17 protein-coding genes are annotated in these 20,984 nt (G+C 56.2%); 4 read left to right on the top strand and 13 right to left on the bottom strand.

Annotated elements, in window-relative coordinates; genetic code table 11:
• Positions 1-10 precede the first annotated feature (10 nt).
• Positions 11-2,713, top strand: a complete 2,703-nt coding sequence (locus ACO06L_RS06810) for a LuxR C-terminal-related transcriptional regulator (RefSeq protein WP_064228708.1) — start codon at positions 11-13, stop codon at positions 2,711-2,713.
• Here ACO06L_RS06810 and ACO06L_RS06805 read toward each other — a convergent pair.
• From ACO06L_RS06805 to pilB, 12 genes are all read right to left on the bottom strand, one after another.
• Entirely contained in the window at positions 2,679-3,593 is a 915-nt protein-coding gene (locus ACO06L_RS06805) for an acyltransferase (protein ID WP_064228709.1), read from the bottom strand. The two genes, ACO06L_RS06810 and ACO06L_RS06805, sit on opposite strands and share 35 nt — an antisense overlap.
• Positions 3,594-3,605: 12 nt before the next feature.
• Positions 3,606-4,541 carry a glucosaminidase domain-containing protein gene (locus tag ACO06L_RS06800; RefSeq protein WP_064228710.1) on the bottom strand — a complete coding sequence of 312 codons (936 nt, stop codon included), beginning with the start codon at positions 4,539-4,541 and terminating at the stop codon, positions 3,606-3,608.
• Positions 4,542-4,630: 89 nt separating this feature from the next.
• Positions 4,631-6,802, bottom strand: coding sequence for a hypothetical protein (locus ACO06L_RS06795; protein WP_202346967.1), 2,172 nt, complete (start codon positions 6,800-6,802; stop codon positions 4,631-4,633).
• A gap of 141 nt (positions 6,803-6,943) precedes the next feature.
• Positions 6,944-7,501 carry a YfaZ family outer membrane protein gene (locus ACO06L_RS06790; RefSeq protein WP_064228712.1) on the bottom strand — a complete coding sequence of 186 codons (558 nt, stop codon included), beginning with the start codon at positions 7,499-7,501 and terminating at the stop codon, positions 6,944-6,946.
• Positions 7,502-7,613: 112 nt separating this feature from the next.
• Positions 7,614-7,802: a DNA gyrase inhibitor YacG gene (gene yacG, locus ACO06L_RS06785; RefSeq protein WP_008170214.1), complete on the bottom strand. Its 189-nt coding sequence runs from the start codon at positions 7,800-7,802 to the stop codon at positions 7,614-7,616.
• A 62-nt stretch (positions 7,803-7,864) separates the two neighbouring features.
• Positions 7,865-10,216 carry a response regulator gene (locus ACO06L_RS06780; protein ID WP_202346966.1) on the bottom strand — a complete coding sequence of 784 codons (2,352 nt, stop codon included), beginning with the start codon at positions 10,214-10,216 and terminating at the stop codon, positions 7,865-7,867.
• A gap of 43 nt (positions 10,217-10,259) precedes the next feature.
• On the bottom strand, positions 10,260-11,003 hold the full coding sequence (gene tsaA, locus ACO06L_RS06775; RefSeq protein WP_202346965.1) for a tRNA (N6-threonylcarbamoyladenosine(37)-N6)-methyltransferase TrmO: 744 nt from the start codon (positions 11,001-11,003) through the stop codon (positions 10,260-10,262).
• On the bottom strand, positions 11,003-12,097 hold the full coding sequence (locus tag ACO06L_RS06770) for a hypothetical protein (RefSeq protein WP_202346964.1): 1,095 nt from the start codon (positions 12,095-12,097) through the stop codon (positions 11,003-11,005). The genes tsaA and ACO06L_RS06770 overlap by 1 nt, the downstream gene beginning before the upstream one ends.
• Positions 12,090-12,689, bottom strand: coding sequence for a dephospho-CoA kinase (coaE, locus tag ACO06L_RS06765; RefSeq protein WP_202346963.1), 600 nt, complete (start codon positions 12,687-12,689; stop codon positions 12,090-12,092). The genes ACO06L_RS06770 and coaE overlap by 8 nt, the downstream gene beginning before the upstream one ends.
• A 3-nt stretch (positions 12,690-12,692) precedes the next feature.
• Entirely contained in the window at positions 12,693-13,568 is an 876-nt protein-coding gene (locus tag ACO06L_RS06760) for a prepilin peptidase (RefSeq protein ID WP_202346962.1), read from the bottom strand.
• Positions 13,568-14,788, bottom strand: a complete 1,221-nt coding sequence (locus ACO06L_RS06755; RefSeq protein ID WP_064228717.1) for a type II secretion system F family protein — start codon at positions 14,786-14,788, stop codon at positions 13,568-13,570. Before ACO06L_RS06755 ends, ACO06L_RS06760 begins: the two co-directional genes overlap by 1 nt.
• A gap of 2 nt (positions 14,789-14,790) precedes the next feature.
• Positions 14,791-16,509: a type IV-A pilus assembly ATPase PilB gene (gene pilB / locus ACO06L_RS06750; RefSeq protein ID WP_202346961.1), complete on the bottom strand. Its 1,719-nt coding sequence runs from the start codon at positions 16,507-16,509 to the stop codon at positions 14,791-14,793.
• 386 nt (positions 16,510-16,895) lie between these two features.
• Here pilB and ACO06L_RS06745 point away from each other — a divergent pair, with 386 nt between their 5' ends.
• The 3 genes from ACO06L_RS06745 to ACO06L_RS06735 all read left to right on the top strand — a co-directional run bounded on the left by ACO06L_RS06745 (position 16,896) and on the right by ACO06L_RS06735 (position 19,601).
• The gene (locus tag ACO06L_RS06745; protein WP_202346960.1) at positions 16,896-17,399 is read left to right on the top strand and encodes a pilin; all 504 of its coding nucleotides are present in this window, start codon (positions 16,896-16,898) and stop codon (positions 17,397-17,399) included.
• A gap of 227 nt (positions 17,400-17,626) precedes the next feature.
• A complete protein-coding gene (locus ACO06L_RS06740; RefSeq protein ID WP_202374531.1) occupies positions 17,627-19,054 on the top strand; it encodes an O-antigen ligase family protein in 1,428 nt (475 codons plus the stop codon).
• 103 nt (positions 19,055-19,157) lie between these two features.
• On the top strand, positions 19,158-19,601 hold the full coding sequence (locus ACO06L_RS06735; protein ID WP_064228998.1) for a pilin: 444 nt from the start codon (positions 19,158-19,160) through the stop codon (positions 19,599-19,601).
• Here the strand turns inward: ACO06L_RS06735 and ACO06L_RS06730 are convergent.
• A complete protein-coding gene (locus ACO06L_RS06730) occupies positions 19,598-20,959 on the bottom strand; it encodes an MBL fold metallo-hydrolase (protein WP_202346958.1) in 1,362 nt (453 codons plus the stop codon). The genes ACO06L_RS06735 and ACO06L_RS06730 overlap by 4 nt on opposite strands.
• Positions 20,960-20,984: the final 25 nt, after the last annotated feature.

Raw genomic sequence — 20,984 nt, 5'->3', positions numbered from 1 at the left:
CCGGAGTTAAATGGGGCAGTGCGTGAAACCATTCAATGATGGCTGTGCAGCCAACGATGAATTTCAGTCGGCGAATAGTGGTCTTCAGCGAGGTGAGCTGGTCAGGGATCTGCTCAGGCAGCGAATTCAGATCCCCCCGGTTCCGTCGGATTCACTGGCCCGGCCTAGGCTCAATGGCAGGATTTCTGAAGCACTGACCTCCAGGAGCGTGCTTTTTGTAGAAGGGCCCTGTGGCTACGGAAAATCCCACGCCGTGGTCAATGCCTTGGGCAGCGCAGACATGACCGCTGATCAGGTTCGGTGGGTTGCCCTTAACTCCCAGGATAATGCGCCCTCCCGCTTTCTGACCTTGCTTGCCATCGCCCTGGACCTGCCAGAAACCCCTGAACAGGGCTTGCAGAGTGGCGCGACCTTCTCGGATACCCTGTCGATGATGCAAGTTGCGCTGGCCCGCAAAACTTCCGGTCAGCCACGGGTACTGGTGCTGGACAACCTCCAGAACCTGAGCAACCCCGCGGTTGTGGATCTGCTTCAGCAACTGGTTACTGATTTTCCGGCAGGCTCATCCATTGTACTGATTTCGCGCAAGGCACTGCCTTTCGAAACACACAGTCTCGAGCTGGAAAATCGGTTCATCCGCATAGGGCCAGAAACGCTCGAGTTCTCCCGTTCGGAAACCTTCGAGTTTTTCAGGTCGGCCACGGCAAACAGCGAACTCACCAGTGTTGCTGTCGATAATCTCTATGACATGACTGAGGGCTGGGCGACGCCGTTAGCGCTTTATCGCCGAGAGGTCTACCAGAATATTGAAAGGAAACCGATTCAGGAAACACCAAGCGTTGAACGCTTTCTCAAGGAATCGGTCCTTGGCAACCTGACACCGGGTCAGATGCGTTCCATGCGCGGCATTGCCGAACTTGAGCTTTGTTCCGATGAATTGTTCCTGGCGCTTGAGCCGCTCCTCCCAGAAACTGGTTTCGTTCCCTCTCAGGCGGTTGAGCGGGGGCTCCCGCTGAAGTCCATGCCGGGCCGTGGGCGCTGGTACCGTATTAACCCTTTGTTGCAGGAATGGCTGAAGTCACCGGTAATGGCTGGTTATTCGGAGCGAATGCTGCAGGCGAGTCGGTGGTTTGGCGTTCGCGACCAGTTCCCGGAAGCACTCAAATACGCGCTATTGGCTGGCGATGCCGAGGAAGTTATCCGCATTGCTTCTGAAGGGTCAGAGGCTTTGTTGTTGGGGCAGGATACCGCGTCACTCTTGCGCCTTCGCAAGAGTCTGCCGGCACAGCTGCTGGAACGGAGCGTGCGTCTCAGAATTGTCTACAGCTGGGTTCATGCGATTGGCGGCCAGTTCCGCCAGGCCCGAGCCCTGATTGATGGTCTGCCTGAGCCTGACCAGAAAGAGCAGGCCGCACGGATCTGTGCTCTGAAAGCTTTCATCTTGCGGGGTGAGGGCAGTGTTGGCCCGGCCCTGGAAATGGCGGATCGGGCCCTGGCCGAAGGCGAGCTCAGTACCCAGGGCCAGTTGGTGACCCAGATGGTACGCTCCAGTGCCCTGTGTGCAGCGGGTCGGTTCCAGGAAGCGCGGGAAGCGAATCGCGCAGCCTCGAGACTTGCCAGGGAAGCAGGGGATTCCGGTTCAGAAGCCCTGGCGGTTTACGCCCATGCCCGGATCGAACTGGGCAAAGGCGCCCTGAAACACGCAGAGCAGTTGTTACGCACCGGCCTCGATACTGCCATGCAGGAGCTCTCTCGCCCCGCCCGAATTGGGGAAACCCGGCTGCAGTTGAATCTGGTGCTGGTGCTCTGGCACCAGGGCCGGGAAGCCGAGGCCGACCGGTTGCTGGTTACCTGCGGGCGCCATGCCGAACAGACCCGCGATCTGGGTCTGCTATTGGCAATGACAATCCGCGTGTTGATGTGCCGTGCCCAGGGCCGGCTTGAAGATGCCTTTGTATGGATTGGCCGGGCGGAACGTACCATGCATTCCTGGCAGGTTGACGAATCGTTGTTCGTACCCGTGCTCGAGGCCCTGAAAGCCAATTGCTGGCTCTCCCAGAACCAGATCGACAGTGCCCATCAGGCAGTTCGTAAGCTGGCTCCGTATAGGGAGGCTGGCTGCGTGCCAGAGCTGTTCCCGATGATGCCGGGGCTTCTGGATTGCCTTCAGGTGCGGGTCGACCTGGCTCGCGGTGACCTTATTAAAGCCAGGGAAACCCTTCAGGGAATCCGGGAGCGTTACGAAGGAGCCATTCCCTGGGGCGTGGAGTTGCACATGCGCCTGCTGGAGGCGGTGATCGTTCTGGATGAAAAGGGGCCGGTGGTTGCCGTGAAGATCCTGTCCACCGTGGTTACCGAGGCGGGGGCAGAGCACTTCATCAGTCCCTTCCGGGAGCTGCGCAGTGAGCTGCAGGAACTGATGGCAAAAGGCTTTGGCCAGTTGCCGGAGAGTGCTTTCAAGGAGGCATTGGGCGAGCTGTTCGAGTTGCGGGTCGGTGCAGCCGGTGCTGACACCCTGGCGGAACCGATCAGCGAGCGGGAGCAGGGCGTGCTTGAATTGATTGCCAAAGGACTGTCAAACCAGGAAATTGCCGACAAACTGCACATTTCCCTTCACACGGTGAAAACCCACGCTCGTCGGATCAATGCCAAGCTGGAAGTGAAATCCCGCACTCAGGCTATTGTCCGGGCCCGGGAGCTGGGGCTGCTTTAAGCTCATCAATCCGCGCATCCTTCTCGGCCCAGATCTCACTTACCCAGCGTTGAAACGCGACCCGGGTCTCCCGGTTGTTTTCGTAATCCATCCCCAAAAACTCGGCGGGAATTTCGCGCGTACGCACCTCAATAATAATCCTGCGAATCCGCCCACACAGGTAATCCCAGAAGCCCGCGCGGCCGTCCGGGTACACAATGGTGACATCCAGCATGGTATGGATCATCTCGCCCATAGCGCCCAGCACAAACGCGGTGCCACCTGCTCTTGGTTTTAACAGGTGCCGGTAGGGTGAGTTCTGGCGGTCGTGCTTCTCTGGTGTAAAGCGGGTGCCTTCCATAAAATTAAAGATCGTCACCGGGGTGTAGCGAAACTTCTCGCAGGCAGCCTGGGTGGCTGCTACGTCCTTGCCCTTGAGTTCTGGGCGTTTGGCAATCTGTTCCTTGGTGTGGCGATGCATGAAGGGAAAGTCCAGTGCCCACCAGGCAACCCCGAGAAACGGCACCCAGATCAGCTGTTTCTTCAGAAAGAACTTCAGCAGGGGGATCCGGCTGTTGAGCACATACTGAATGGCGGGAATGTCGGCCCAGCTCTGGTGGTTGCAGGTGACGAAATACCAGTGCTCCCGGCTGAGGTCTTCAACCCCACGCACATCCCAGTCGACCTTGTGCAGAAGATCCATCAGCAGGTTGTTGAATCCGATCCAGACCCACGCGATGTTGTTCAGGATCACCGTGCAGCCCTTGCGAATGGCGGTAATCGGCAGCACGAGTTTAAGCAGGGCGAATACCAGAAGAACAGGAAACAGCACCAACGTGTTACACAGGATAAGCAGGGCCGCCAAAGTCCCCTTCAGCGGCGCGGGAAGAAAATCGAGCATGGGGTAGGGTCTCTAACCTTCAGCCGGGTTGGTAGTCAGTGATGATTGGCGGGGCAACAAGCCGGTTGCCGCTTCCGTGGAGGCCAGTTGCTCAAGGCTGCCCGGTTCCAGGTTACGGACCACGTTGCGGAAATCGTCGTCATAGAATTCCAGGTTGTTGTAATGAATCATTGCCCGGATCTCTTCTATATATTCTTCGCCCCGTTCGGAATAGCCGAGCAGGCCTTCAGCAAGTTCCAGGCCGGACAAAGGAGCATTGTTACGGCGGTCTTTTAGCCGAACGTCCCGCAACAGCTGGTAGGTGGGGTGGCGGTTCAGGTTCTGGATATAGGCCCGAACCGACCGGTAAGGCGAGGAGAACTTGGCCACCTCATGGCTGGCGCCATCGGCACGACTGAGGGGGACCAGACCGCAGCCTTTGGAAAAACACCACTGGCCAAAAAGATTGTTGCCCTTGGTGGCAAACCGGGAGGTGCCCCACGCGGATTCGTTGGCAGCCTGGGCCAGGATCAGGGACGGAGGAATTACGTCCAGGCGCTTGCGTAAAAGCGCAAACTGCTCGTCGCTGCCAGGCTCGGCGTCCACCCTTAACCGCTCGGATTGCTGGGCCAGCCAGTTGTATTCCTTGCTGGTCAGCTTGTCCTTGTCAGCAAGGCTGTCCAGGTAGTCGCGTTCAATCAGAATCCGGGAATTAGCCAGCACAATCCTTGGGTATAGAAACGAGAAGAACGCGGCTTTTTTCTCGGTGGTGTCCCGGTACTGTGAGAAGTCGGGCAGATCGTCATTGGCCCAATGGGGCAGCGGTGGCAGGGAGGATAATGCAGGTTCGGATCCAGAGTTATCAGAATTGCCCTGGTCAACGTTCGCCTGTGGCGTATAGAAACCACCCCCGATCGCAAACGCAATCAGGGGAATCATCAGCATGACCGCCCGTTTACCCGCAGACATAAAACCTCTCGTTAAAGTCGATATGGCAAGAATTATAACAGGTTATACGAGAGCGTCTGCCTGTTGGGTTTGGTCGGCCGGTTCTGCGGTCAGGGCAGGCGGGTCGCAATGACCAGGCCGATCTGCTCCTCGTTGCCCCCGGTGGTCCGGAAACGCAGGTAGAACTGGTCCTGGCTGTCGGTATGAAAGCCCTCCAGTACAAGGTTCCCGGCGGTGAACTGTACCTGGCCATCGCCGGACTGACTGTAGGTCAGGGCGATGTCCGGCAGGTTCTCAAGAGCCGGTTTTGTAACCGTCTCGTTGGCGACGGAGTGGGTACTGGTCAGGGCGATTGGCGAAAGCGTCGCGGCACTGGAGGAATCAATGGTCAGCAACGCATTGTCAAAATGCCGGATGCGGTTTGTATCCGGTGACAGGGCGAAGGCTATGCCCTGAAGCCGGAACTGACCCGTGGCGGGTGCACTGTTGCCGGTTTGCTCTGCCGCGATCAAAAGTCCGTCACCGAGGGGGCTGTCGTCCAGATTGAACGCCATCAGGGTGCCGTCCGGTGTGCTGGCGCCTATACCGATGTCTGGTTGCGAGAAATCACCGGAGGCGGTGGTGATGTCCAGGTTCAGCCGGCCAATATCCACATCGCCTTTGCTGAGCCGCGAAGTTCGGTTGCTCAGGGTCCAGGATTCTGTTCGGGTGCCGGTGGGGTCGGTGGTGACATTGCCTGAGTTACCGCGTTGCACCGTTGTAAAGCTCTGGGATTGGCTGACTGTGCTGCCATTAACCTGCCACTGGCCCACGCCTGCTTCGATGGCCAGTGGGGTTGTCTCGTCGCTGAACCGGGTTCCGAGGTACAGGGTGTTGTATTCGCGCCCACTCAGGGCGTCCGCGTCGAAGCCTTCCTTCCGAAGCAGATTGATTTCAAGAACCGACAGATACTGGTCTTCCAGAGTAGCCAGCCGCCGCAACTGGTCGCCGTCAGCTTCCAGCTCGATAGCCTTGCCAGCACTGAAATAGCCGGTGATTACCCGGTCCGGGCCCGTGGTTTCATCCACGGGAGCGCTGGTGAAGGCATCCAGGTAGTAGGGATTGCGGGTCCAGCCAATGATTTTCGAGCTGCCACGGCCGGTAATGCTCTGGAACAGCGCCCGGCCGGCCAGCAAGCGGGTATCTTCCAGTAATGTGGCCGCCCCGGGTGAGGATGAGTGGGTGTTGCGTTCCCAGTCTTCGGAGCCACGCACGAAGAAATTGTTACCCTCCTGATGAATCAGGGCTTCCCGGTCGTAAGGGATATCGTTTGCCAGAGACGTAACGCGGATATTGAAAGCATCGAAACTGGTGAGCGTCAGGGCCGGGTAAACATAGCCGGTGCCGTTAACGTCCGTAAGCACCTCTTCCTGTGCGGTGCGAACGCCCCACTGTCCCGACCCACTGATGGATGGCTCCAGAAACGTCTGCCCCAGCTCAATGCCCAGGAATACCGAGTTGTAGTCCGCGGAACTGGCGCTGATCTTGCCCGAGGAGGTCTCGTCCAATACCGCGTAATCGGCCATGGCGCTTACGTACCGGGCGAAGTCTCCCCGGTTTTCCAGAACATCCAGAGCACCACCAAGGCCAACATTCGAAGGAATATCAATTTCAAAGTCGTGCACCTGATCGGCCAGGGTAGACCAGACATACTTGTTCAGGCACAGCTCGCCACCCTCATCGGCAACGCAATCCATAATGGTCTGGAACTCACCTGCCGTGTAGCTGCTGAGAGTGTTGCGCACCAGATACTCGGAAAATGGGTTCACCTTCACATCCCGGTCGGCATCGGCGGCCAGGGCACGCATGCGGGTATTGCCGTAACTGGCATCAATAATCACATCCGGCCCCAGGGGCAGACCGTTGGTGAATTCGATAATGGTGAAGCCTTCGCTGTCGGTGCGGGTGGAAATCGCGGGTTCATCAAGCACAGACAGGGCCTGATTTGTGTAGTAAACACTCACCCTGTCCGGCTGTACGATTCTCAGGTTGCGGCGGGTAGGCTCGCCCTCGCTGGTGACACCACCCGGTACTTCCATGGTCACCCGGACTTCATTGCTGGCAAGGCCACCGGCGTTGTTGGAATCGCCGGTGCTACCGGAGCTGAAATCATCAACCGGATTCTTGTTTCCAGCGAAGTCGTTGGGCTGGCTGGCCGCGCCCTCAATGGCGTCTTCGCCGCTTCCGCATCCGGCGGTGAGCAACAGAGTTGAGGAGAGCAATAAACCGAGTGTGAAACGCATGCCTGGCTATCCGTGCAGAAAATACAGGCAAACAGTCTAACAGTCGGATTCTCGGGAAAGCGTGAGGAAAAGCACGAAAGGGGTATGGAGAGAACAGGAAACGGGCCTACAAGGCGAGGCCCGTTTCGGAAAGGCCGGGAATCAGAAGAAAATCTTCATGCCCGCCATAACGCCTTCATCAAGGTTGACGTCTCGTGAGGAGTTCTCGATATCGGTGTTCAGATAACGGTAGCCGGCAAAGAGCTCGGCGTTACGGATAACGCGATAGCTGCCACGCAGCTCCAGGCTGGTCATATCGTCGGAATCGCCGAACGAGAGAATGCTCGGCGCGTAGTGTAGGCCACCGGTAAAGGACAGGCCGGGCACATTCGGGATGTTCACGGTGGCGAAACCACCGAGACCCAGAGCCCCACCGTCGGCACGGCTCTGATCCCAGAAGATGCCACGCATACCGATGCCGGCAGTGGTCGGCAGGTTACCGATAGCAGTGCGGCCCTGGGCGTGGAAATCCGCGTTGAAGATGTCGCGGCCACCTTCGTGATAGGTGTAGCCGGTGCCAAGCTGGACATCATTGTTGGTGTTGAAGAAATTCACCTGGCCCTTCACCGAATCGTTGGTGAGGCTGAGGTCGACATCACCTGCAAAGGCAGGCGCGGCAGCCAGTGAGAGAACCATCAGGGAAATCCGGGACGCTTTCATATGTGTGCACCTTCGTTACGTTTTTAGCAGAATTGGCGGTATGTTAACGGGGTGTACCGGGCCACTCAACTTAAATGCCAGTAAGTCCCCGTTAACTTTCATTTTTCGCAGGTCAGTGCCGGGTGGTCTCGCCGCCCTGGTCCAGATCCTCTGGTGATGCGTTCTCTGCGGGTACCCGGTATTCCTCGTTGGCCCAGGCCCCCAGGTCGATCAGTTTGCAGCGCTCGGAACAGAAAGGGCGCCAGGGGTTGGTCTCGGTCCATTCCACGGACTTTTTACAGGTTGGGCATTCAACGTTCATGGTTGCCTTCGGGTATTGGAAACGTGTCTGGATGTCTGTGCTCTGATTCAAGCAAACAGCTTTCAGGAGGCAGCAGACGCCTGACAATATTGTTCCAGTACTGCCCGCAGCATTTCAATATTGACAGGCTTGGCAACGAAAGAATCCATACCGCAACGGCGGCAGCGTTCCTCATCTTCTTCCATGGCACTGGCGGTCAGGGCGACCACGGGGATTCGCACGCGGTTGTGGGTTTTCTCCCACTCCCGGAGGCGGCGGGTGGCCTCAAAACCATCCACGCGGGGCATTACACAATCCATGAATACCAGATCGAAGGGATGCCACTGCCACAGGCTGGCTGCGGCCTCGCCGTCGTTGGCGGTCATCACGTCGCAGCCGAGCTTCTCGAGCAGTCGGCGAGTCAGGGTACGGTTAACTGGATTGTCCTCAACCAGCAACACCTTCATGCGGCCACAGGGAAGTTCCCGGCGCCGGGCCGTGTCGCTAACCGCCTGCAGGGAAAACCGGGTCAGGAAACGCCGTTCATCCTTGGCGGCATCGGCAAACAACTGGTTAAGAATGGGAGTCAGGCAGGATTCCCGCAGAGATTTGCTCAGGAAGGCATCGGCGCCGGCCTGCCGGAAATGCTCGGCATCGCCCCTTTGCGGGTTGGATGACAGAATCAGCAGGCGCATATCCGACCACAGCGGATTACTACGGATCTGCCGGCACAGCAGGTCGCTGTCCATATCCGGCACAAAACCGTCCAGGATAATCGCGTCGAAGGGCTGCTGGCCATCGAACGCCGTGCGCAGGGACGTTAGTGCTTCGCCGGCGGACTTCACCGCCTCAATGTGCACCTCGTGCCGGGACAGCATTTCCAGGGTGATCTTGCGGGACAGCTCATAAGAATCCACCACCAGAATCCTGCGATTCTTCACCATCCGGGTGTCCGGCCGAACCCGGGCAGCGTTCTCCGGGGCTACGGGCAGTGTCAGCTCCATCCAGAAAGTGGAGCCCTCGCCGGGGCGGCTTTCCAGATCCATAGAGCCATCCATCAGGCCAACCAGCTGGCGGCAGATGGTCAGGCCCAGGCCGGCACCGGGTAACTGGCGCTGGAATTGCTGGCCAAGCTGCACATAGGGCTCGTAAACCAGCGGAACATCTTCCGGGTTAATTCCCACACCGGTATCTTCCACGGCAATCCGAAGGCGTGCCTTGTCGTCCCGGCGACCCAGCACCTCGATACTGATCAGCACATGGCCGGAATCGGTAAACTTGATGGCGTTTGAGGTGAGGTTCAGCAGGATCTGGCGGAGTCGCACCGGGTCGCCCTTCAGGGCCCAGGGCAGGTTCTCGTCAATTCGAAGCTCCAGCGCCAGCCCCTTTTCCCGGGCGCGGGCGCCAAGCATGTGCACCAGATCATTCAGGGTTTCCCGAAGATCAAAGGGAATGTCGTCCAGTATCAGCTTACCGGCTTCCATGCTGGAAATATCCAGCAAGTCGTTGATGATGGCAGAGAGACTCTCCGAGGCACTCAGCAGTGTCTGCACATACTCCCGCTGCTCCTGATCCAGGGGCGTGTCGGTCAACAGGTTGGCGTAACCCAGCACGGATTGCAGCGGAATGCGCAGCTCGTGACTGACATTGGCCAGGAACTGATTCTTCGCGTGGTTGGCCCGCACCGCCTCGTCCCGCTCACCCTGGGACTGAATCGTGGTCTGGCGCAGGGAACGGGTGTCCTCAAGGATCTGCAGGCGCATCTTGTTCAGGGCCTGCTCCAGCTCTGAAAGCTCGTCCGGCGTTTTCCGGCTTTTGCGTTTGAGTTTCAGCGGGTCCACCAGCGCGTCCAGGTTCAGACGGGCGGCGTAATCGGCCATGGCTTCCAGGTGCCGGGATAGCGTCAGACGAACGATCACCAGAAGTCCCAGGGTGCCCAGCATGACCACGATGGACTGGAACAGCAGGTTCAGCAGGGCACGGTTGCGCAGATCTGTGTATATCTGGTCGATGGAGGAGGTAACTGTCAGTGTACCCACGTTCTCCGGGCTGCGGGTGCTGGAACGGTCGAACACAAGGGGGAAAGTCTGGGAAAGCACCCGACCCTCGGGGTAGGTGCCGGTACTGAAGGTTTCACCAGTGCTGGTCACCACCCGACCGTACTGGACAGCGGGTACCGCCTTCATATCATCCAGGCTGTTAGCCACCTCGCTGAAATTCATCAGCCAGATGTTGTTGCTCATACTCCCGGAAACCAGCTCGGCGGCTCGAGCCTGATCGTTCAGTAGATCAGTCTTCCGCCGCTCGAATTCGCCGATCAGCTGAACGCCGGTTGCCACCAGAGACAGAAACAGACTGAACAGCAATACGTAGGCGAGCAACCTTGCCGCCAATGGCCGTATTCCCAATCGTTTGAAGAGCCGTTTTGAAGGCAAGGCACAAATTCCCTGTGTCGACTACAAAATCACCAAAAGCAGTTTAACAGACCGTCAGCACTTCGACACGTTTCCGTGAATGATCATTCACGAATCGAAATCGCACGTTCAGATCGTACAGATGCGCACCGTAAATGCGCTCTTCATCCCGCCCTCTGCGAAAGGAGGGGCGTGGATCGTAAGCGACCACATCCTCGATCAGCGGGCGCAGTTCCGGATAGTCTTCCGATGAGAGCTGACGGATCTGCGTCTCGGCTTCCGGCAGAAAAACCACCTCCAGCCTTTCCGTGGGCGGAGAATCTGCCCAGCCCAGGGTGGCCTCGGGCACGGAATCGGCGAAGGGAAGGTAGGGTTTGATATCGAGAATCGGTGTGCCTTCGATCAGGTCATGATCGCTGATGCGGAGTATGAGCTCGCCATCTCTGCGAATCAGCCCCTCATTGCGCACCACCGACAGACCGAGACTGTTGGGTCGAAACGGTGAGCGGCTGGCAAACACCCCCATCTTGCGGTTGCCGCCCAGCCGGGGAGGGCGCACCACTGGCCGCCATTCCGCCCGCACTGCCTCGTGAAACTGAAAAGTCAGCCACAGATGACTGGCGGTCTCCAGCCCCCGGAACGCATCTTCCCGGTCAAACGGTGGCTGGATGATCAGGTCGGCCCGGGCATGACGGGTCAGCCCTGGCTGACGAGGCACCCCGAACTTGTCCTGAAAGCAGGAGCGTGTGATGGCAATCGGCGTAAGGGTAAGGGCCTCGGCCGCTGGCTTTGAGGGGTGTCTTGGCATTACAAACGATCATCCTCGATAGTACCGGAGAAAAACATCTCCACCCGGAACACCACAGAAGCCCGGTCTTTGAAACTTTCCTCCCGGGGGAATTCCAGCGCGGGAATCAGCTCCGCGTATAGCCAGTTGCTGTGCAGCCGGTAGCGAAACGTAAGATCTGTGAACGCGGAGGTGGTGCGCCAGGAAGGTTTGCTTTCCCCCAGCAGGCCCAGCCTCGGTGTTACGATCAGCCGGTTATTCATGCGCTTACGCATGCTGAAGATCTGGCCCGCCACGAATTCCTTGTCGTTATGCACCCACTCCAGTTCCGAAGACGAACGGAAATACCAGTCATTGCCAACCGGGCGCCCAACGCCAATCCAGGTTCGCTCGCCCCAGCCGTCTTGATGAAAATAATAGAACCGCTGCTGAGCGTTCAGGATCCACTTGTCGTCCAGGCGCCAGCGTTTCTCCGCCGTTGCCCGCCAGAAGGCATCCGGAGGGAGCCGCAGGCGCACACCCACATCGTTGGAGAAATTGATGGCATCGCCAATCTGGGTCAGGTACCGCAGCGCACCCGTGGCTTCCGTATCGGAGCGTTCCGGCTCGGTAAGCTGCCGGTCCCGCTGGCGCTCGCCGAGTGGGATCAGGTCTTCGCTTTCGCTCTCAATAACCAGCCGCAGTTTTCGCTCGGTGGTGGGAATATCCAGCCGAAATCGCGCCTCCGGCTCAAACTGTGCCGGGTCTCCATATTCGGATTCCGTTGCAAAGCCAACCCGCAGATAGCTCTCATTATTGGGGAGGCTCTGGGCGCTGCCGGAAAGCGTCCGGTCTGCCCACTGGCCAACCGACTGGATCTTCTGCCCGTGAAGGCGCTCCTGCCGCAGCACCCAGTTGCTGAATTTGAGCCAATAGGAATCCCGCGGATCGGCCCAGTATTCATCTGGCTCAAATGTGTAGAAGCCGATCGGGAGCTGTGCCGGAGACAGAATCTCAGCCACAGAGCGCTCCCGAACCTCAAACACCGGCTCGATGCTGTGGGTTGGGGAAGAGAGTGTCAGGAAGAGTGCAGCCGCAAGACCTGCAAAACGATAGCGGAAAAAACAGTCAGCCAAATTCCACCAGCAACCTTTCATGCAGCTCCCGCACCTGACGCGTTACATCATCCAGAGGGCGGTCATTATCAATCACCTCATCCGCCCGCGCCAGCCGATCTTCACGGGATATCTGAGCCGCAATGATCCGTTCAACCTGCTCTTGGGAATTGGTGTCCCGAGCCATGGTGCGTTCAAGTTGAACGTCCCTGGGCACGTCGATCACGATAATGCGGTCAACCAGTTCGTGTTGATCGGTCTCGAGGAGGAGAGGGGAAACCAGAAGCACATAGGGGAGCTGGTAGTTTTCCGGATTCAATTGCCGAATCAATTCCTCGCGGATGATCGGATGCAACAGCGACTCCAGCCAAACTCGCTCTTCCGGCTCCTGAAAGACAATTGCGCGAAGCTGCGCACGATCCAATGCACCCTCGGGCGTGAGAATCTCCTCCCCAAAGTGCTTGGTAATCTCAGCAAGCGCTGGCGTACCGGGCTCAACCACCTCCCGGGCAACATCATCGGCATCCACCCAGTGCACGCCAAGTTCGCCGAACAGGCGAGCCACAGTGGATTTCCCGGAACCAATTCCGCCGGTGAGGCCAGCAATCTTCATGAATCAGACTCCCAGGAATCCGTACCAGAACGCCTGAATTTCAGTCCCGAACCACAAACAGAGTAGCCCGGCAGTTGCCAGATACGGCCCAAACGGAATCGGCACCTCGCGCCCATGCTTCTTGAACACCATCAGGCTGATACCCACAACCGCCCCAACCACCGAGGAAAGCAGGATAACCGCCGGCAACAACTGCCACCCCAGCCACGCACCAAGCGCGGCGAGCAACTTGAAGTCCCCGTGCCCCATGCCTTCCTTGCCGGTAACCAGCTTGAACAGCCAGTAAACCGACCAAAGCGAGAGATACCCGGCCACTGCACCCCAGAAAGCACTGTTGAAGTCCGTAAGCACACCAAAGTAATTCAGCACCAGGCCCAGCCACATCAAGGGCAGGGTGATGCTATCCGGCAGAAGCTGAGTGTCGAAATCAATCACGGTCAGGGCCACCAGAGCCCAAACCAGCAGAAGGGCCCAAAGCGCCGATTCGTTCGGCCCGATGACAGCAATGGTCACCACCGAGAAAATCGCGGTAACGGCCTCAATGATCGGGTAACGGGGCGAGATAGGCGCCTTGCAAGAAGCGCATTTGCCCCGAAGAACCAGCCAGCTCACCACCGGAATATTTTCCCACGCCCGAATGCCATGGCCGCAGGAAGGGCAGGTGGAAGCCGGTTTGGAAAGCGTAATCCGTTCTTCTTCCTTACGCTGCTTCTCGGGCAGCTCCAGGAATTCCTCGCACTGGCAGCGCCAGTCCTGGTGCATCATTTTCGGCAGCCTCAGAATGACAACATTCAGGAAGCTGCCGATGCAGAGGGAGAAGAATATAACGGAAACGTAAAGAAGCCAGGGTGTCGTCAGGAATGTGTCTAGCGCCGGCATCAACCCACAACCTGACCCATCTGGAAGATCGGAAGGTACATGGCAATGATCAAACCACCTACCAGCACGCCCAGCACCGACATAATGATCGGCTCCATCAAGGCAGTAAGGTTATCGACCATATCGTCTACTACCGCCTCGTAGTGTTCCGCCACTTTGCCGAGCATCTCATCCAGATTACCGGATTCCTCGCCGATAGCGGTTAGCTGAACAGCCATTACCGGGAAGATATCCTGTTGGCGCATGGATGCCTGCAGTTGTGTGCCGCTGGCCACATCATTCTTAATCCGCTCGATAGCGTCGCGATAGACCGCATTGCCGGTAGCTCCGGCTACAGAGTCCAGAGCATCCACCAAGGGCACACCGGCCGCAAAGGTTGTGGAAAGAACTCGGCCAAATTTCGCAACAGCACCCTTGTCGAGAATTTCGCCCACAACTGGAAGTTTAAGAACGTATTTATCTACCAGGTCAGAAAACTTTCTGGAGCGGTGTTTCGCTTCTTTGAAGAGGAAAATGGTGCCCACTATTCCAAGCAGAACAACAAACCACCAACTTTGCATCCATTCAGATAAGCCAACCACCATCTGTGTGAAAACAGGTAGTTCGGCCCCGAAGCCCTGGAATAGGCTCTCGAACTGAGGAACGACTTTAACAAGAAGAATCGCCGTAACAATGATCGCGACCACGATAATGGCCACAGGGTAAGTCATTGCTTTTTTGACTTTCTTCTTCAAAATTTCAGTCTTTTCCAGGTAGGTTGCGATCCGGTCCAGCATGGCCTCAAGTGCACCGGCCTTCTCACCTGAATCGACGAGGTTGCAGTAGAGATCATCGAAATGCCGCGGGTACTTGCGAAGCGCGCCGGCAAAGCTAGTACCTGAAGAAATGTCATTCCGAATACCCATCACCAGCTCTTGAAGGCCCTTGTTTTCAAGGCCATCGGCAACAATGTCGAAACTCTGAACCAGCGGCACACCCGCTTTCATCATTGTGGCCAGTTGGCGGGTGAGCATGGCAATATCAAAGGGAGTGATTTTCTTGCTGCCGCCGAACAAGGGCTTGGGCTTTTTCTTCACCTTGTCTGGAATAATGCCCTGCTTGCGCAGCTGCGCTTTCACCAGCGCAAGGTTAGAACCGGTGAGTTCACCTTTGGATTTATTACCCTTACGGTCCTTGCCTTCCCAAATATACGATTCCAGCTTTTGTGCTTTCTCTGCCATGCTTAATCCTTCGTCACGCGATTGGCTTCCTCAAGGCTTGTCACGCCCTCGATCACTTTCATGAGTGCGGACTGTCGCAAGTTGCGGAAGCCTTCTGCCTGAGCCTGCTTTGCAATTTTGATGGAGCTGGCTTCTTCCATAATCATGTTCGCCAGCTCGTCTGTAATCTTGACCACCTCGTAGATACCAACGCGGCCTTTATATCCTCCATTGCATTTATCACAGCCCTTGGGGCGGTACAACGTGAAGCCTGTATCAATTTGTTCCTGTGTGAACCCCTCCTCCAAAAGCACGTCCTTGGGAACATCGAAGGCTTGCTTACAGGAATTGCAGAGCCGCCGGCCCAGGCGCTGGGCAATAATCAGGCTTACGGAGGTAGCGATGTTGAACGAAGGCACGCCCATGTTCATCATCCGGGTGAGTGTTTCGGCTGCACTGTTGGTATGTAGGGTTGAAAGAACCAGGTGGCCAGTCTGCGCAGCCTTGATAGCAATATTGGCCGTTTCGAGATCCCGAATCTCACCCACCATGATCACATCGGGGTCCTGGCGTAGGAAGGCTCTCAGGGCCTCCGCGAAACCTAGCCCGACCCTTGTGTTCACGTTTACCTGGTTGATGCCCTCCAGGTTGATTTCCGCCGGGTCTTCAGCAGTGGAAATATTGATGCCCGGCGTATTCAGGATGTTCAGGCCGGTGTAAAGGGAAACGGTCTTACCAGAACCGGTAGGGCCCGTTACCAGAATCATGCCCTGGGGTTGAGCAAGGGCATCCATATAAAGTTTCTTTTGGTCTTCCTCGTACCCGAGTACGTCGATGCCCAGTTTTGCCTGGCTCGGGTCCAGAATCCGAAGTACGATCTTTTCGCCCCACAGAGTCGGGAGCGTGTTCACCCGGAAATCAATGGCTTTGGTTTTGGATAGCTTCATCTTGATGCGGCCATCCTGGGGCACTCGACGCTCGGAAATATCGAGCTGCGACATAATCTTCACGCGGGCGGAGATCTTCGGTGCAAGCTTGATAGAGGGTCGAGAAACTTCCTTGAGAATGCCATCCGTCCGGTAGCGCACGCGGTAGATCTTCTCGTACGGTTCAAAGTGGATATCCGACGCGCCACCGCGAATGGCATCAAGCAACATCTTGTTCACATATTTTACGATTGGAGCGTCATCGACATCGCTGGCAGTTACGGCGCCATCGTCATCTTCCTGTTCGCCCCCCTCCGTCTCGACGCCCTCAAGGTCGGCATCATCCAGATCTCCCATCGTTGTGTCATGGGATTCCAGATATTTGTCGATGGCCTCCCGCAATTTTGCGTCGTCTACCAAAATCGCATCTGTGCTCAGGCCGGTATTGAACTTGATCTCATCCAGTGCCTGGATATTGGTCGGGTCCGAAACCGCAATGAACAGTCGGTTCCCTCGTTTATATAGGGGAAGCGCATTGTGTTTGCGGATCAGCTTCTCGTCCACCACCTTGTCCGGCATCATCTCCGGCATAAATGCCGAAAGATCCAGTACTGAAACCCCGAATTCCATGGCAGCAGAAAATGCCAGCTTTGAACTATCTGCCAGGTTGTTCTGGGTAAGGTAGGTGATTAGAGGAATACGATTCTGCGAAGCCTGGAGGAATGCGTCCTTGGCGGTGGCTTCATCAAGAAGTCCATCATCTACGAAGCGCCTGGCCAGCCCGGTTAAAGTCACGTTGGTTTTGTTGGTAGACATAAATCGATTAAAAAAAGCTGCCTAAGTTGCTGAATCGGGTGTTTTGTCAATGACACTGAGTTTAGATGTCTGGTGTTGGTTTGGAAAGGCGCTTTCTGTATTCATTGAGTGACGATTATCTGGAATGAATCAATTGAACGCTCCTCGGAACTGACAAAAATCGTCACCTGGTGACGTATCCTGTCGCTGCGGATCTGTTTCCATAGGGTCATGTTCGGCGACACTGGAGAGCGTAGAGGACTGAAAATAAAGCCTTAAAGCAGTAAGTTTCAAAACTGGCACGCCAGCTGCTTTGAATCGCTCAGGCTCAAAGACCGGTCGCGGGGCACGGCTCCACCGGGCCCGGGCCATTGAGAGTTGATAACCGTCAAACACAGAGGTCGACAATGAAGAATATTCAAATCAACCACGCCCAGAAGGGTTTTACACTGATCGAATTGATGATCGTAGTTGCGATCATCGGCATCCTGGCTGCTGTTGCTATTCCGCAGTATCAGGACTACACCGCCCGTACACAGGTATCCCGCTTGGTGGGTGAACTTAACGCACTGAAATCCAACGCCGAAAGTATCTTCAACAGCGGCGGCATTGTTGCAATCGAAGACGATCTTACTGTAAATCCGCGTGAAATCGGCATTGGCTGGACTGGTTCTAATCTGGTTGACGGCGCAAACACTGGTCCTGACTTTGGCTTGACCATTAACGACGGCAACCTGGCGACCTTGTCCTGGGAAGCCGAAATGGGTACCGACGCTTCTACTGCAGTTCGCGGCGCAATCATTACTGTGTCTCGCAGTGCCAACGGCGCGTATACCTGCACCATCACTGCCCCTGCAGCTGGTGGCGGTTGGAAAGACAGCTACGCACCTGCAGGCTGCCCGGTATCCTAATGTACGATAGCTGAGAAGTAGTCTCCGCCACGATTCGCCAGAATCAGCGCGGAAGTAAAGAAAGCCCGGGACTTAGGCCCCGGGCTTTTTTGTTGCGACGACCACCACATCAGTTAATTTGTGTTGGGGGTCACCAGCCGGCTAACTGGAGGGCTAAAAGGTTGAGAGCTGATCAGATAGTGCCCGCAGTGGCTGGGTGCGCAGTAATCCTCTGTTTGTGTGCCGTGATGTTCGCGGATTTTCTCCCCACCTATGGCGGTTCGTACGCGGATCAGCGTTTTCTTTTGGTGGGTTTAACTGGTTTTGTTTCGTGCGCCGCCGCTATTTTGCTTTTATTCAAAGGGTTCCCGTCGGGGAAACTCACGCAAACCTTGCTACCTGCGATTGCGCTTATTCTCGGTTTTCCTATTCTTTCGCTTGGTTTTTTTGAAAAGGATTACGCTTTTGTGGAGCCAGGCCTCTACTCGTTTTATTTCGCTGCAATTGTATCTTCTGGTTTAGTTCTGGCTATGCAGGGGCGGGTCCATCGCTACCTTGAGATTTTCGTTTCCGTTGCTGCGGCTTCGTGCTTTCTCTATGGCGCCATGTCGGTCAACGTGTACCTGTTTGCATTGGCAGATGGCCAGGCAGATCTTTCAGATTTGATTCCCTGGGGCTTCGTAAATATTAGGTACTGGAGTCATGTTGCCACCTGGCTTTTGCCAATTCTGCCACTGGCTGTACTTATTGGCCCATTGCGAGAATACCGGCTTTGGCGTTCCCTCGTCGCTATAGGGGCCGGGATTTGGTGGTGGATTATTTTCTTGTCTGCTTCTCGCGGATCAATTGTTGGCGTTGTCACTGGTGTGCTAATCATAGCACTTTGCTTTGGCCGGCAAAGCTGGCCCTGGTTAAGGCAATTCACCGCCTATCTCTTGGCAGGTGGGGCGATTTGGTTAGTCCTTTCCGTCTTGGTGCCATCGCTGCTTTTAGGCGAAACAGAGTTACGTTCCGTTCACGCTACCAGCTCCGGGAGGTTGCCGCTTTTTAGGGAAGCGTGGCAAATGAGTATCCAGCATTTCCCATTCGGTATGGGGCCTCAATCCTGGTTAACCCACGATCTTCTTACTCAGGAGTATTCAGAAAGCAGCAAGTTTGGGCACCCGCATAACATGTATCTGATGTGGGCTGCCGAGTATGGGTGGCTGCAAGTCTTCCTGCTCGCCATATTTGCGGTTCAGTGCACCTTCCTTTTCTGGAAGCGCCGAACCACCTTGCTTTTGGAAGGCGAAACAAAAGATATCAATGTGTTGTGTGGCGTTGCTGCCTCCGTGATTGGAGCGCTGGTACACGCGGGCGTGTCCGCAGTATTCATAGCGCCGGGGTCAATGTTGGTTGGAGTGTTGGTACTGGCCGGCTTCTGGGCGTTAATTGTCCCGTGCGGCTTGTTTGAGGTGCGAGGAGTGCAAGCGAATCCAAAATCGAGTGGGAGGCTTGTGTTTACCGCCTTTTTGGCGCCGCTGATTGTCTTGCTTTGGCTTCTATGGCTGGGTCAGGTTCATTCCTATTATGTTGATATGAGGACCGATGAGATTTACTACAAAGAGGAGCTAAAGCAGCCAACAATGCCGCGCTTCTGGTTTCACGGAAACTTTCCTCGAGGTAACGCTCCGTAAATTCCGCCTGGACGCGAAGCAAGAGACTCTTCTCCGATTCGCAAACACTTTGGTCCGATCTTTGCTCATCCCAAGGTATCGTAGAGTCTGTGGAATACAAGGCATGTCTGCAAAAAATCGTGGTTTTACCCTTATTGAACTCATGATCGTTGTTGCGATCATAGGGATTCTTGCGTCCTTTGCGTTGCCAGCCTACCAGGGGCACGTGATGCAATCTCAAATTAATCAGGCGCTTGGGGAACTAGCCGCCTACAAGTCGGCCGTGGAGGAGCGCCTTGTCCGGAACGGTACGCTCGCAAACTCCGATATCGGTTATTCCCCTTCACCCTTAACTACGGGTACCCCGGCGACTGATATAGCAGTGTTAAATCCTGACGGTTCTGGGCACCTCCAGGTGACCATGGGCGGCAATGCACACGGCGACCTTTCGGGGTTGGTGTTGAGGCTCGAACGCACGGTCAACGGAACCTGGAATTGTGTGGTTGATACAAGCGGTGCCTCAAACTGGAGAGACAGGTATAGCCCATTAGGTTGTACCGTTATTTAAACCTCCACTTCTTCAAACAGTTCAGGCACCTCTGCATCCCAGCCGAATTTTTCGCAAATCCGCTTGCGCATTACGTCACTCGCAACCAGCTCGCCGTGAGTGACGTACACCTTCTCCGGCTTAAGTGAACCTTGCTCCAGCCAGGTTAGAATCTCGTTGTAATCACCATGGGCGGAGAGAGAGTCGAGGTTATGAATTTCGGCTTTCACCGGCCAGTACTCGCCATGAATCTTCACCGATTCCGCACCATTCACTAACGCATCACCACGAGTACCCGGTGCCTGGAAGCCAGCAAACACGATGCTGTTCCGAGGATTCGGTAGCAGTGTTTTCAGGTGGTGCAGCACCCGCCCACCACTGGCCATTCCGCTGGCAGATATAATCACGCAGGGGTAGCGCACCGCGTCCAGTTCGATCGATTCTTCCACCTTGCGAACAAACTGGGTTTTCTCATCAATCAGTTCACACTGGGCCGCATTGAGCTTGTGTTCCTTGTGGTGCTTGCAGAAGATCTCTGTAGCCTTGATGGCCATTGGGCTGTTCAGGAACACGGGAAGCTTGGGGATTTTCCCGTCTCCCATAATCTTGTGTATCACATAAAGCAGCATCTGCGCCCGGCCAACGGCGAACGCCGGTAAAAGCACAATGCCGCCGCGCCCGGCGGTTTTCGTGATGATTTCGGCCAGCTCCGCTTCCGGATCTGTTTCACCATGGGCGCGATCCCCGTACGTGGATTCGCACACCAGCACGTCGGCTTTCTGCAGCGGCTCCGGCGGCCGCATGATGATGTCGTTTTGTCGCCCCACGTCCCCGCTGAACACAACCGTTCTGTCTGCGCCCTTGTGATGAACGTGCACACAGGATGATCCCAGAATATGGCCTGCCGGAGTAAAGGTTACCTGGAACCCTTTCACCGGCTCGAACGTCTCATGGTAGTGCAGGGACTCAAAATGTTTTAGAGCTTCCCAGGCGTCTTTCTCGGTAAACAGCGGCTCCGGCTTCTCGTGCTTCGAGAACTTTTTGCGGAAGGCGTATTTCGCATCTTCCTCCTGCAGGAAGCCGGCATCCGGCAGAAGTACCTTGCACAGTTCATGGGTGGCCTTGGTGCAGTATACCTTGCCTTTGAAGCCGTTTTTTACGAGGGCTGGCAGATAGCCGGAATGGTCAATATGAGCGTGGGTAAGCACCACCGCATCGATGGTGGAAGGATCCACCGGAAACTTCGCCCAGTTACGCCGGCGCAGGGTTTTCACGCCCTGGTACATGCCGCAGTCTACCAGTACCCGGTGCTTCTCGTCCGAGAGCAGGTAGCGTGAGCCAGTAACTGTTCCTGTGCCGCCAAGGAAGCGAAGTTTCATAGAGGCGTCCTTCTGGTTCTTTGTT

This window comes from Marinobacter sp. (genome assembly GCF_965229985.1).
In the GTDB taxonomy this organism is placed as follows: Bacteria; Pseudomonadota; Gammaproteobacteria; order Pseudomonadales; family Oleiphilaceae; genus Marinobacter.
The sequence above is the reverse complement of the archived record's forward strand: the minus strand, read 5'-3'. Positions and strand labels throughout refer to the sequence as shown.

What these genes read in the sequence shown, in the direction of transcription:
- ACO06L_RS06810 (WP_064228708.1), top strand. Translation starts at nt 11, where the DNA reads ATGGGGCAGTGCGTGAAACCATTCAATGATGGCTGTGCAGCCAACGAT.
- ACO06L_RS06805 (WP_064228709.1), bottom strand. Translation starts at nt 3,593, where the DNA reads ATGCTCGATTTTCTTCCCGCGCCGCTGAAGGGGACTTTGGCGGCCCTG.
- ACO06L_RS06800 (WP_064228710.1), bottom strand. Translation starts at nt 4,541, where the DNA reads ATGTCTGCGGGTAAACGGGCGGTCATGCTGATGATTCCCCTGATTGCG.
- ACO06L_RS06795 (WP_202346967.1), bottom strand. Translation starts at nt 6,802, where the DNA reads ATGCGTTTCACACTCGGTTTATTGCTCTCCTCAACTCTGTTGCTCACC.
- ACO06L_RS06790 (WP_064228712.1), bottom strand. Translation starts at nt 7,501, where the DNA reads ATGAAAGCGTCCCGGATTTCCCTGATGGTTCTCTCACTGGCTGCCGCG.
- yacG (WP_008170214.1), bottom strand. Translation starts at nt 7,802, where the DNA reads ATGAACGTTGAATGCCCAACCTGTAAAAAGTCCGTGGAATGGACCGAG.
- tsaA (WP_202346965.1), bottom strand. Translation starts at nt 11,003, where the DNA reads ATGCCAAGACACCCCTCAAAGCCAGCGGCCGAGGCCCTTACCCTTACG.
- coaE (WP_202346963.1), bottom strand. Translation starts at nt 12,689, where the DNA reads ATGAAGATTGCTGGCCTCACCGGCGGAATTGGTTCCGGGAAATCCACT.
- ACO06L_RS06760 (WP_202346962.1), bottom strand. Translation starts at nt 13,568, where the DNA reads ATGCCGGCGCTAGACACATTCCTGACGACACCCTGGCTTCTTTACGTT.
- ACO06L_RS06755 (WP_064228717.1), bottom strand. Translation starts at nt 14,788, where the DNA reads ATGGCAGAGAAAGCACAAAAGCTGGAATCGTATATTTGGGAAGGCAAG.
- pilB (WP_202346961.1), bottom strand. Translation starts at nt 16,509, where the DNA reads ATGTCTACCAACAAAACCAACGTGACTTTAACCGGGCTGGCCAGGCGC.
- ACO06L_RS06745 (WP_202346960.1), top strand. Translation starts at nt 16,896, where the DNA reads ATGAAGAATATTCAAATCAACCACGCCCAGAAGGGTTTTACACTGATC.
- ACO06L_RS06740 (WP_202374531.1), top strand. Translation starts at nt 17,627, where the DNA reads ATGTTCGCGGATTTTCTCCCCACCTATGGCGGTTCGTACGCGGATCAG.
- ACO06L_RS06735 (WP_064228998.1), top strand. Translation starts at nt 19,158, where the DNA reads ATGTCTGCAAAAAATCGTGGTTTTACCCTTATTGAACTCATGATCGTT.
- ACO06L_RS06730 (WP_202346958.1), bottom strand. Translation starts at nt 20,959, where the DNA reads ATGAAACTTCGCTTCCTTGGCGGCACAGGAACAGTTACTGGCTCACGC.